We start from the raw sequence: 12345 nt of genomic DNA on the forward strand, positions 1-12345 counted from the left end.
TTGTCTCTGTAGCAAGGACAGAATCGCATTTCCTGGAATCCTCGTCAAGAGTCTTTGGCGCCGTTTTGGTGAGCGGACTTCTTTTGCCTGCTGGAAGGTGAAAGACATGCAGACGGGAAGTGTGACGACGCCTTTCGGGCGGCGGCCGATGACGCTTGCGCTTGTGCGGCGCCAGACGGCGTTAGCCGATATTAAGCAAGGAAAGACTGCGGAGAAATGGAAGGTTTTTAGGGATGCTTCCGCCGCCATGGAACTGCTGGGGATCCAATCCAACAGCCTTGCGGTTCTCGATGCGTTGCTGAGCTTTCATCCGGACAATGAGTTACGCCAAGGCGCACAACTGATTGTCTTCCCTTCAAATTCTCAGCTTGCACTCCGAGCACATGGAATGGCTGGCGCGACTTTGCGCAGGCACGTTGCCATGCTCGTGGAAGCGGGTTTGATCGTCCGGAAGGATAGCGCCAATGGGAAACGTTACGCTCGCAAGGATGGTTCTGGTCAGATCGAGACTGCATTTGGCTTCGACTTGTCCCCGCTCCTCGCCCGATCCGAAGAACTCGCGTTGTTGGCGCAGCAGGTGATGGCCAATCGTGCGGAATTTAGGAAGGCGAAAGAGAGTTTGACGATTTGCCGACGCGACGTTCGCAAACTGATAACTGCGGCCATGGAGGAGGGCGCGGACGGCGACTGGCAACAGGTTGAGGGCACCTATGTGGCCCTTGTGGCCAGGATCCCACGCGTTCCGGCGCTTGCTGACATCAATACAATCCTCGAAGACATGCAGATGCTCCAGCAGGAGATAATCAATCGATTGGAATTGCACGGTATTTCGCAGAATAATGGCACCAATGGTGCTCATGATGAGCAGCACATACAGAATTCAAAATCCGAATCCATCAATGAACTTGAACCTAGCTCTGAAAAAGAGCAGGGCGCAAAGCCGAGCGTGATCAAACGGTCCCAGAGCGAGCCGATCAAAGCGTTCCCGCTTAGTGTCGTGCTAAAGGCCTGCCCGACGATTGGAGATTATGGGCCAAGCGGTGGCATTCGGGGCTGGCGCGATTTGATGTCTGCGGCGGTGGTGGTTCGGTCCGTGCTTGGGGTAAGCCCGTCAGCCTATCAGCACGCCTGCGAAGCAATGGGGCCTGAGAATGCTGCAGCGGCGATTGCCTGCATCCTGGAACGAGCGAGCTTTATTAACTCGGCCGGCGGATACCTTCGGGATCTGACGCTGCGAACAGAACGCGGGGAATTCTCGTTGGGGCCGATGATAATGGCATTGCTGAGAGCGAGCGGACAGGGCAGTTTGAAGGTCGGATAATGGTATGAAACGCACCACGGGTAGTCGGCTCCGACGGGCTCGAAATGACAACCTAACCAATCCATGAGAAGGTTGGGCACCGTATCCTTCTCAAGGGAATTGAGTCTGCACAATAGGTCGAGCCCACAACTGAATCTCGAGGAAGGGGGCAGAGCAAGAGCTGTTCAAAATCCTGCGCTAACGTAGAACGAACCCGAAACGCAATTGCCTTTTTGGCGTACTCAATCGTGTTCTAGGTCTTTTTAGCTCTGATTTTGGCGCATGAAGCCGTGCCCATTCTAAAGAGAGGCTTCCATGTTCAAATTTCTATTGCACGCCCTTGGGTTCTTCTTGCTGATCACCACCGAACTCGCCCACTCTGCGGACGCCATTGGCTTCCGCGAGACTGATATCGATAAAGGTGGAGCGCGGCCCCTTCATATCAGCATATGGTACCCAACCGAAGACGGTGCCAAGGCAGAGATCGTCGGTGAGAATCGTGCATTCTTTGGGGTCCCGGCTATTCGGGATGCGAAACCTGTGTCAACGGGGCGGCCACTTGTTGTATTGTCGCACGGCTACAGCGGTTCTTGGCGAAACCTTAGCTGGTTGGCGATTGATCTCGTGGAGCAAGGTTACATCGTTGCAGCACCTGACCATCCTGGCACGACAACGTTCAATATGGATCCTGTGCAGGCGGCGAAACTCTGGGAACGTCCGCGCGATCTTAGCCGCGTGATCGACCTTTTAAAGGGCGATTCTACCCTCGCCGGCCAGGTCGACGCCGGTCGGATTGTAGCCATCGGGCATTCGTTGGGCGGATGGACGGTCACGGCGTTAGCCGGTGCGCGTTTTGATACGAAGTGGTTTGAAAAGGACTGCCAAGCCCACACCAGCCCTCGGGCGTGCGCTCTTAAGAACGAGCTTGGACTAAGCCGGCTTGAAATTGATAGGGATATGATGGACCCGCGTGTGCGAGCGTTTGTATCCCTTGATCTCGGACTGGCGAGGGGATTTACTCCGGAGAGCTTGGCAACGCTGCGGGTACCATCTCTCGTGATCGCGGCCGGCATCGATATCGGCGGTTTACCGTCGAGGCTTGAAACCGGATATCTTGCGGATCACCTCCCGGAAATGTTCTCGACCTATGTCGAAATTCCAGATGCCATGCACTTCAGCTTCATGGGTCTCTGTAAGCCGGGCGCCGCCGCGCTCATCGAAAAGGAAGAGCCGGGCAATGGCGTGGCGTGCAGGGACGGCGGGACGCGAAACCGTGAAGCAATCCATCGCGAGGTAGCTTATCTCGTTAGCGGATTTTTGACCAAAGCCATCCCGGCCGAGTAGTCAGTATTCGAGCGGCCGGCCGAGCGGCGATAGTCGCTCGGCGTCATGCCTGTTACTCTGACGAACTCCCGGTTGAAGTTGGATTTTGTGTGGAAGCCCGAATCGAACATCACGGCCGTGATTGAGCGGCCGGTACCCGATAGCAAGTGCTGTGCTTCCCTGATCCGGTATTCGTTGACAACCTGCGAGATGTTTCGGCCGAGGGTCCGATTTACTGCACCCGAGATTTGGCGCGACGGAATGCCCAGTTTGCGTGAAAGGCGATTCAGTGTGAGGTCCGGATCACGGAATAGATGTTTGTCCCGCATGATGGTTTCGATTGCAATTATGATCCGAGCGTCATCTTGCGCTATAGACGCTGCCTCGTAGTTGGAGGGCTGTTCGTCCTGACCGTCAACCCAGGTCTGGTTGGACGATTGCGTTTGCGGCACACTCCAACCGAGAACCGCGAGCGCGTAGGCCAACAATGGTAGCGTAGTGACGTTGGCGATGCCGACAATAGAGACGGCGTGAATACCCTGATAAAGAAGGAAGTCGGCAGCGATCATGAGGTCGACGGCACCCGAAAACAGGAGCAGCCAGCCTGCTGATTGCGCTGCCCTTCGAGCGTTAGCAATGTCGCTCAGTCGCGTTCTCTCGAAACCATTGGATTCGCCGTACGAACGATGAATCAGAGATGTGCCATAGGCGAAATACAGAACCGGCAGGAGCAGATCGATCGGCGGGTGCCATCTCTGCCAAGTAGCCGAGAGAACCAGGATCACTGCGGCTGGCAAGAAATGAAGCCACCTTCTATTCGATGGCGATTGCCCAAGATTGGAAAAACAAAGCCAGGCGACGGATGGCAGCAGTGCCGCGACGACGGGCTGGAGAAATCGTGCCATCCGGAGATCAACGCTCCAGCGGAGCCCAACTAGGGTTACCAGAAGAATGCAAACGCTGATGAAACCGGCGAATGGCCGTAGATTGGCTTCGCGCTGGGCAAGGACCCGGATCAGGAGGATCACGAGCAGAAGCGCTATCACAAAAGGCAATGGTAATGCCAACATCAGGTCGCTCTATTGCGCGAGTGACTTGGTCGCCGCGTTTCGTCTCGCACGCGCATAATGGTTTGCCGACTGGTCGCGTATTTTCTGGCGATCGCCGAAACGCTGGTCCCCGTAGCCAATTCGTCACGCACACCTTGCTTCTGTTCATCACTGAGGGTCGAGGGGCGACCGAGGGCCTTCCCCTCGAACCTGGCGCGCCTGAGACCGGATTGCGTTCTCTCGATCAGCAGATCGCGCTCGAACTGCGCGACGGCGTTCAACACATGCATGGTCATGGTGCCTGCCGAACTGGTGAGGTCGGCACCTCCGAGCGCGAGGCAATAGACGCGGACCCCCATTCCGGCCAGCGTCTTGACCGTGGTGCTGACGTCGATCGCATCGCGGCCGAGCCGATCAAGCTTGGTCACGATCAGAATGTCGCCAGACTCCAGCTTGTCCATGAGCCGTGAAAAGCTACGGCGCTGCGCGATGGCAGTGCTGCCGGAAACCGTCTCGGTGACGATCCGGCGCGGCTCGACCAGGAAGCCGGCGGCTTCGATTTCCTGAATCTGATTGTCCGTGGTTTGTCCGGTTGTGGCGACGCGGACATAGGCAAAGGTGCGCGGCATGTGATCAATTTCGTCCGAATAGGCTGTCCGAAATATCCTGCCTGTTCGAAAGCCTGTCAAGTTAATTTGTGGACAGGTCGTTTTGCCCCCGAAATCGACCGTTTCCGGACAGAGGTTTGACCATCAGTGCATATTGTCAGGAGTAAAACGGTGGCCCGGCGGACGCTTCTCAACGCTCAGGTTCGACAAGACCTTTTCGACATTCCAATCGACGAAGACAGTTTGATCCGTCACTATTCCCTGTCCCCCGCAGATCGACTCGAAATCGAGGTTCGCCGGGGCGAGCATAATCGGCTCGGTTTTACGGTGCAGCTCTGCCTCAAGTCGGAGCCGATCCGTCGTCATTCGATTGGTATGCTCGCCGCGAAGAAACACGCGCTGTGGCTGTTCCTCTACACGATCGTCGCCCGCAGGCTGCTAATGAGATGCGATCACGACAGTAAACCGGCAAGTCGGCTGACATCGGCTGCTTCAGATCAAACCCGGCCTTGAAGCGATGGTGGATAGCGCCGACGCTTCGAAGTCCGGCAATTGATGGACTTCGATCTTAAGCGCCTGGCTTATCGCGCCCGCAATGGAAGGTAAGATGGTGTCAGGCTGGAGGCCGGTGCCCTGACCGTGACGCCGCGGGCGAGCGATATTCCCGCCGCGGCCGATGAACTGAACGTCGAAATCAGCGAAATGTATCCGTTGATCGAAGTGCCCGACCTTCTCAGGGAAGTGCATGAGTGGACCGGATGTCCCGACCAGTTCACGCATGTCCGGACGGGCAATGCGCCGCAAAACATCTCCACCATGCTCGCCGGTGTTCTGGCGGACGGCACAATTCTCGGCCCGAAACGCATGGAGGGAGCGTCGAAGGGGATCAGCGCCCACCAGATCGTTTGGATGCGCAGCTTCCATGCTCGTTCCGAGACCTACAGGGCGGGCCAGGCCTGCGTGACAGATGCTCATGCGCGCCATCCGAATTCGCAGCTCTGGGGAGACGGAACGACCGCCTCATCGGATGGGCAGTTCATCCGCGCCAGTGACCGGGCCGCCAAGCGCGGCGACATCAACCTGCATTATGGCAGCGAACCCGGTTCGAAATTCTACAGCCGTCTCTCCGACCAGTACGGTTACTCCGGTATATTACCGATCAGCCCAACCGAAAGAGAGGCCGTCTATGTCCTCGATGGACTGTTGGATCATGATACGATTCTGGAGATCGAGGAGCATTTTACCGATACCGGCGGCGCGAGCGATCACGTTTTTGCGCTGTTCGGCCTGATCGGCAAGCGTTTTTCACCCCGGCTGCGCAACATCAAGGACCGGAAGTTCCACACCTTCGAGAAACCCGATGCCTATCCGGCGCTGGAAACCATATCGGCGCACCGATCAACACCGCCCTCTTCTCGAACGTTGGGATGATCTTCTGCGTCTGGCCGCCTCGATCCCGACGCGCACTGTCGCGCCATCAACGATCCTGTCCACCGGCTCTGAACAGAAGCCTGTTCAGTCCTTGTTCCTGCGCCCTCACCGACAACGACGACGTCGCTCAAACAGTTCGCGAGCAAAGGCGTGGGCGACAACACGCTTCGCGCGGCTGCAGGCTACCTCGAGGCAGACTGCCAGCTTGCAACCGATATCCCCTCCCCTCCCCTGCCCTAGCCGGCGCCGGTGCGCAACCCGTGCCTGGGCGTTACAAACCAAGAGCAGACATGTTGTGATGTTGCGATGCTCTGGGGAAGCTCTCGGTTAATGTGTAAGGCAAGTGCCCGCTCGATCTGCGCGAACGTGCATTGCCTTGCGCCCTGGGCGGACGACGACAATCGCAGGTTTGCAGGTCGACCACGTCATCTACGAAGGACCAGTGCAGACAGATCCATCGAATGCGAGTTCCCCTCCCCTGCCTCTCGATCGGGTTTGCTTTGCAGTAGACGACGAACATGTGCTTTGATCGATCGAGTGGCTGCTATCAGGAACAGCCCGGGCTTGATCCGGCACTGTTCTCGGCGGACAGAGGCTATCCGACCGAGGCGTCAATCGGGGCATCCCCTGTCTAAGGCGATGCAGCAGTCCTATCACAACGCCGTCACGCGGGCGCTCGCTATTACAACCAGACATAGCACAAATGGTCGTCGGCGGCACGTTGGTGAGCTAGCAACCCTGCCGCGAATGCGTTTGGAAAGACGCAGCAACCTCGCAGCACTCAAGGGCTGATTACCGCCTGCGCACGCTCGCCGGCCCTCTCATGCTCCCCACCATCCGTAGCGCCGTGTCACGCTGGCTCCTTGCGGTAGTGAGAACGTCCAATGTACTCTCCATGGAGAACGAGAGCGATAACGATATCAAAGTTAAGGCGTCAGGTGTCGCCGCAAGCTTGTCTGGATCTTGGGGATAGCTGATTTCACCTAGCTGGGCTTCGCTCCATTGTCCGGAGACGTCGACTTGCCTTTAGCGCCAGGGTCGACCGTTTCTCAATGCGCGAGCCCCGGTTCGGATCATCTCAGGCATTGCTTCAGTTCCAGTCCCCTTTCGAAGGGAGGTACATCTAAGTCAACGGACGTTTATCTTCCGGTTAATCGAGTGCGCGGCTTATCCCTTACTGGCGTAAGGTTGTTAGCCCTCATTTAGCATTGCCCAAGCCTCCCTTCGTTTGGACACGAGATGGTGCGAAAAAGCATCGTTTTTTCAATTGCTTAAGACGGTGGTCAGCTGACCACCGGGTGCGATCAACCGGATAATATGGAAAATTAGCCAAAAGAACGTTGGGTTGGCTTAGGTGTGAGCCCATCCCTGATTGTTAGCCGCCGTCAGCCACCATACGGCAGCTTAAGAAAGGCGACAGCGGTTCCTACCGGATCATTCGGAAATATCTGCGAGACGGCGGGGCGGGAGGTTTCTCCACATAGCCTATACCAGAGCTTTTTGGACAGGCATTCCTGTCGCCGGTGCAGTCGTGACCGATGCGTTAGAAGGAGCCGGGTATCGACGCAGAGATGGATCAGCTCGAAGGGATAATCGCGCTGCGGCGTAAAATCGGGTCCGCCGGCTTAAAACCACTGAACCGCAACAAGCTAACGCCCCTGATGGTTCGGCCGACGGTGGACGAAAGACCGCCATAGCTTGCCTGATAATGCGATGCCGCTGGAAAGAGCGGTGCGCCGTGCGGGCGTGTCCATCAGATAGGTAGCGCTCAGCTCACCGCGCCACAATCGTGCCAGACATACCGTAGACTTGCGCTGCCGGCGTTGGAAAAGCTGCCTTCCATGACCGACTGCGTCATCTCCTCTCGGCGCAATGGTTATAAACGGGATCCTTGTGAATGTTCATTGGCATCTAGCGGTGAGTGCTGAGCTCGGCAGCCCGGACCGCTACCATCAGGCGGGAAACTATCGATCGTCCTCTGACCGATTTGACGAGTTGGCGCGCACTGCCCTTCAGGTGTTCGCTGAAGCGCCATTATCATGTTATCGACTGCGATCTGGCCCTCAACAGATTGCGGCACCATAAAGCGCTCTCGTCCATGTGGATTGCCATGAAACCGGTTCATCAAGGTAACTCGGCCCAGAGCTAGACGATCGAAGTCGTCGATTACGATCCGATTAGGTTCGAAGGAAATCCGGAGCGAATGCCTTGTCTTCTCGGTGTGCTTCCTGAAGTCCATCATATTGGTCGCACCTTCGTGCCGGGTCTTTGCGCAGAACTGAAAATCGATCTCCATGTTCCAATGCGATCATACGCCTCTACGCAGGAATGCATGGCTCGGATGTAGGCAGCTGGCAACGTCGCTTTCCGCCGCGACAACCACAATGACGGTGTGGGTGCATCTGTCGTCGATCGGGGACATTACGAACTGATAGACGACCTTCCTTTCCGGCGCAAAGATGGGTGAACCTGTCGCCGTGTTTTCGGAGACATCGTGGCCGATAGCGTACAAGTCGGTGAAGTTGAACCTTCAACCGCGCCGGTGTTTCACCAGGCGAGGAGGACGTTCGCCACCCGACGCACCTGTCCGTTAACCGCATGGGAGCTGTAAACCAGCTTTCCAACCGCTGATCTGCTCCGGCCTTGCATGCGGCTTGGCGATCTTTTGGCGATAATCTTTGTTGACCTCGCTGTCGTTTTTCCTGCTTCGCCGGACTGAATGTTTATTGCTGCAGCGGTATCAACTCATCCCAATGCAGTGGGATCGACTTGGATCGGCGGAATCGCATCTGATTTGCTGGTTGAGGAAGAGGGGTCCGGCTAGCTGTTGAAGCTATGAAGATTGTTCCTTCGAGGAAGTGCTGAGAAGCTTGGGTTGCGAAGCCAACCAACGATCAGCGGGTTCCTCGAATGAACATCCACAAGAATGCGCGTTTAACGCCGTCCGGCCGTGTGGCGGTGAGCGAAAGCTGTTGTTCGAGTTTCGTGGGCGCGGGCCGCCAGCGAACATGAGGCCGTTCATCTCCTGGCTTGACCTCCCTGTCGCCCGCCTGTCGCTTACATGACGCGTCGTCACACTGATTGCTGCTGCGCGACTACTCGATTTGGCCCGGGCGCGACAGCGGTTTGGATCGCCACCGCCTTAAGCCGCCCACGCTAAGTTAGAGACGGATCATGTCCACCAGTTACCCTCTCGCCGACTTCCAGAGGAGGGGAGGGGGCCGTTCGGAAGTTCAGGCTTTAGCGGGACGTCGAATATATCGGTTGGCCCAGTTGATCATTACGAACGATGTGGCGATCGCCGATATGTGGGCTCGTTCGCACGTTGGGCACGTCATGAACCTGACACTCACGAGCGAACCAACCCGAAGCGACGAGCTTCGTCCAGCAATGCTCTGATGGACGATGGCTGCCATTTTCGGCCGCCGCGCGGTGGTCGCTCCTGCATCTGGTCCAACTGGGCGGCAATGTCGCGAAGCGACAGATCGGGATCGGCAATGGCGATCGCTGCCACCAGCTTCATCAGATGGTCCTCGGGGGCGCGGCGAGGGGACCGGGCAAGGAGTTCTTTCTCCGCGAGCTTTTCGCGGACCAGGCGATGAACGGCACGACGGAGGCGCTCGACGGTCCAGCCGTGACCGCGGCGATTAAGAACCTGCACAACATTGTCCCAACTGTGCTGGGGCCGGAGTTGCCGCACCATTGGCAACCACGTCTGCGCAGACGCAATGAGCTCATCGAGATAGAGTTTCTCGCGTGCTTGGGAGACTGCTTTGATAGCCTCCGGTCGTCGTTCGCGCAGACCGGGGTTTCCAGGAAGCTTGCCGCGCGCCTTCGCCGCCTTGATGCCGGCCTTTGTTCGCTCGGCGATCAGCGCCCGCTCGAGCTGGGCGACCGCACCGAGAACCTGTAGAGAGAACATGCCCTGTGGCGTCGAGGTATCAATCGGGTCGCGGATCGACCGGAAATGCACGCCGCGCTCCTCGAGGTCCTCAATCACCTGCAGCAGATGGCTCACGGATCTGGCCAGCCGATCGAGGCGGACGACGACGAGGACGTCGCCCGCGGTGAGCTCGCCGAGCAGCCGCGTCAAGACCGGTCGGGCGCGCGATGTCCCGGAGCCGTGCTCCTGATAGATCCGATCGCAGCCGGCGGCCCGCAGCTCATCCAGCTGGGCATCGTGGACCTGGTCGTCCGTCGAGACGCGGGCGTAGCCAATCAGCCGCTTGAGAGGCTGTTGGACGTTAACTGTTTGTCGCTTCGCCATCGTGCTTTTAACGGCCTCGTTTCGAGATGATTTGTACAGATTAGGCATGCGTGAGAAATTGAACCTTTGCAAGCGTGGTTTATGGTGTGAATGGAAGCCCACCAGACTCGAAATGGCAGTGCGGACGACCGACGGACCGCAAACGGTGACGAAACCGCGTCAGCGGGCTCCTGTGGCGGAAATGCCGAGAAATCGGGTGGTTTGAAGGGGATCGGGTGGCGGCCCTGTTGTTTCAGGTGGACCTGGATGGAGAAATCCACTTCCTGACAAGGTTTGTGCCTGGCCGCTCAGATCGGGTCAGTCCATTCGATCCGGCAGATGATTCCTCCGAACTGGAGCGAAAGGCGGGTAAAAGCCCGGAAAACGGGCGTTTCCGATGATCCTGGGCGACCGACATACGCCGTTTGCGGCTCCAAATCCATCGCTATCGATACGGAGTACCTATCGATAGTGATGGGGCGTGAAAATGGGTGTCTGGATGACGGAAACATATCACTAAATAGCTTCCGTTTGTGGAATTAAATCTGTTAATTCAGTTGGTTAATTTTTGGTCAAACTTGGTAAGATCTGCCACATATCGTAACCGGGGCAGATTGGGTGGCTGTGCCGCATTGATGGGCGAAGCGCGTCGCGATGCGGATCATACCATGGGGTGAAGACGCCGGCGTCGGCGGTGGTGGCGCAACGCCCAGTCGATCGTAGGGGAGGGACGGCTAGGCTCTGGTCGCGACAAGTGTTGCCAACGGCGGGATGGCCTGGACTTCGAGCCCGATGCGATTACCGAGATACTGCCAGAACGACAGTCCGAGCTTCCGGCAGGTCTTCATCAACCCGAGCATGGTGTCGCGCGCGACGCGACCATCCCGGCTCATCGTGCCGCCGGAGTGTTTTCGTTTGGTGACGAAGCTGCGCAGATCATTCTCCGACGCGTTGGTGTGCAGGGGCGTGCCTGGCCGCTCCAGCACCTTGGGCAGTTCATCCTTCCGGCGAGAAAGACGAGCCAGAAGCTTGTCGAGATCTTGATAGCCGGTGCGCAGCGAGAAGATCCGCGCGAAGCGTCTGTGGAATGCGGCGGCAAGGCCGGGCGGGGCCTTTCGCCTGACGCTCTTCAGCGTCCGGTAGAACCGCCAGACGAGATCCCGCACCGTCTCCACTTTCCGGACCTGCCGCGGTGTTGCTGGCATCAATTTCTGCAGCAACCGCTCTGCGTGAACCCAACACAGAGCGTTGTTGCCGACCCGGAACTGGTCGGCATCATCTGAGACGATCACGGTGTCGCCGAGAAGACCATGATGGCGAATGAATCCCCAGATGCCGGCTTCCGCCAGCACACGGACCGCCTGTCTGTCGAAGATGTCGATACCCTTGCCGGCCAGATATTCGAGAAACGGCACCTGGTTCAAAAGCGTCGCTGTTCATGGCTGCGGAGTTTGGACACAAGCGCCGGATCGGCGCGACGGTAGATAGTGGAAGGCGGCGTCGTTGAGGACATAGTCCTGATAGCTGCCTCTGAGCAGCGATAGGAAGTTCAGCCGGGACTTTGAGGCGGTCGTGCGGAACACGGTAAAATGCTCGGCCCCGATCTGGGTGGTGTGGCCGTTATCGCGTTGATGCCGGGCGCCGGTATCGTCGACGGTGATGTAGGGGGCCGAGACAAGGCCGGCATGCAGTATGGCCGCATCCTCGGCGACAAAGCCATCCAGTCCCTTTGTCAAAAGTCGAAGCACCTGGCGCTTGGAGACGTTGACGCCGACATCGTTCAACAACGTCGTCAGCCGCGCCATCGTCACCTGTCCTTGCGCGTGCAGCATCAGGCAAAACCGTCTGAGGTTTGGGCCGTGGCCACCGACGACCCCTTGCGGCAATGGTGCCATCACCGTCTTGCCATCCGGCAGGATCCAGCATTCGCGCCGGTAATGCACGAGCTCAGCGGTGACAATCAGTTCCCGCACATGCAGCTTTTGTAGCCTTTGAAGCGCGAGCCGGGCGGAACATCGACGTGCAGGATTTGCTCGCGGCTCACCCGCTTGAGATCGAGCTTCGCGCCGCGCGGTTTCTTGCTGGTCGCTTGGCAGCCGTCTTGTTTGTCATCCGTCGCCTTATCCATGCCCGACGGTCGAAATGGCGGACGGGGCGGCAGGTTCTTCAGCCGCGCGATCTCGTCGCGCAAAAGCTGGTTGTCGACCTTGAGCCGGGTGTTTTCCAGCCGCAGCGCCGCATTGTCTTCCCGAAGGGCAGCGTTCTCGGAGCGAAGGGTCGTGGCCTCCGCTGAAAGCTGCCTGACCTCATCGACCAGACCCGTCAAGAGCTCGCGCAACGCTTTCAGCGAAAGCGTGTCGGCATGTTAGGGCGAGGCAAGTCGCTTCC

General features: G+C 58.0%; 10 protein-coding genes and 1 pseudogene. 5 read left to right on the top strand and 6 right to left on the bottom strand.

All coding sequences use genetic code 11. The features are described from left to right. Window positions 1-106: 106 nt before the first annotated feature. Entirely contained in the window at window positions 107-1321 is a 1215-nt protein-coding gene (gene repC, locus IB279_RS34025) for a plasmid replication protein RepC (RefSeq protein WP_192340713.1), read from the top strand. Between the two features lie 294 nt (window positions 1322-1615). Beyond that, window positions 1616-2644, top strand: a complete 1029-nt coding sequence (locus IB279_RS34030) for an alpha/beta fold hydrolase (protein ID WP_192340714.1) — start codon at window positions 1616-1618, stop codon at window positions 2642-2644. Here the strand turns inward: IB279_RS34030 and IB279_RS34035 are convergent. Both IB279_RS34035 and IB279_RS34040 read right to left on the bottom strand, forming a co-directional pair. Continuing rightward, complete coding sequence (locus tag IB279_RS34035; RefSeq protein WP_192340715.1) at window positions 2599-3693, bottom strand: helix-turn-helix domain-containing protein; 1095 nt, start codon at window positions 3691-3693, stop codon at window positions 2599-2601. The two genes, IB279_RS34030 and IB279_RS34035, sit on opposite strands and share 46 nt — an antisense overlap. Beyond that, the gene (locus tag IB279_RS34040; protein WP_192340716.1) at window positions 3693-4301 is read right to left on the bottom strand and encodes a recombinase family protein; all 609 of its coding nucleotides are present in this window, start codon (window positions 4299-4301) and stop codon (window positions 3693-3695) included. The genes IB279_RS34035 and IB279_RS34040 overlap by 1 nt, the downstream gene beginning before the upstream one ends. Window positions 4302-4451: 150 nt before the next feature. Here IB279_RS34040 and IB279_RS38260 point away from each other — a divergent pair, with 150 nt between their 5' ends. The 3 genes and pseudogenes from IB279_RS38260 to IB279_RS38265 all read left to right on the top strand — a co-directional run bounded on the left by IB279_RS38260 (window position 4452) and on the right by IB279_RS38265 (window position 8058). After that, complete coding sequence (locus tag IB279_RS38260; protein WP_210338762.1) at window positions 4452-4793, top strand: DUF4158 domain-containing protein; 342 nt, start codon at window positions 4452-4454, stop codon at window positions 4791-4793. A gap of 27 nt (window positions 4794-4820) precedes the next feature. Beyond that, a pseudogene (locus IB279_RS34050) lies at window positions 4821-5769 on the top strand (Tn3 family transposase); the annotation flags it as partial. Window positions 5770-7863: 2094 nt separating this feature from the next. Beyond that, window positions 7864-8058, top strand: a complete 195-nt coding sequence (locus IB279_RS38265; RefSeq protein WP_192340811.1) for a GrpB family protein — start codon at window positions 7864-7866, stop codon at window positions 8056-8058. 1002 nt (window positions 8059-9060) lie between these two features. Here the strand turns inward: IB279_RS38265 and IB279_RS34060 are convergent. The 4 genes from IB279_RS34060 to IB279_RS34070 all read right to left on the bottom strand — a co-directional run bounded on the left by IB279_RS34060 (window position 9061) and on the right by IB279_RS34070 (window position 12283). Beyond that, window positions 9061-9978, bottom strand: coding sequence for a recombinase family protein (locus tag IB279_RS34060; RefSeq protein WP_192340717.1), 918 nt, complete (start codon window positions 9976-9978; stop codon window positions 9061-9063). Between the two features lie 713 nt (window positions 9979-10691). Then, a complete protein-coding gene (locus tag IB279_RS37515; protein WP_309142329.1) occupies window positions 10692-11309 on the bottom strand; it encodes a transposase in 618 nt (205 codons plus the stop codon). A gap of 84 nt (window positions 11310-11393) precedes the next feature. After that, a complete protein-coding gene (locus tag IB279_RS37520; protein ID WP_246802228.1) occupies window positions 11394-11930 on the bottom strand; it encodes a hypothetical protein in 537 nt (178 codons plus the stop codon). After that, entirely contained in the window at window positions 11918-12283 is a 366-nt protein-coding gene (locus IB279_RS34070; protein WP_210338763.1) for a hypothetical protein, read from the bottom strand. The genes IB279_RS37520 and IB279_RS34070 overlap by 13 nt, the downstream gene beginning before the upstream one ends. Between the last annotated feature and the right edge of the window lie 62 nt (window positions 12284-12345).

Origin of the sequence: Ensifer sp. ENS06, from assembly GCF_014852205.1 — a bacterium.
In the GTDB taxonomy this organism is placed as follows: Bacteria; Pseudomonadota; Alphaproteobacteria; order Rhizobiales; family Rhizobiaceae; genus Ensifer; species Ensifer adhaerens.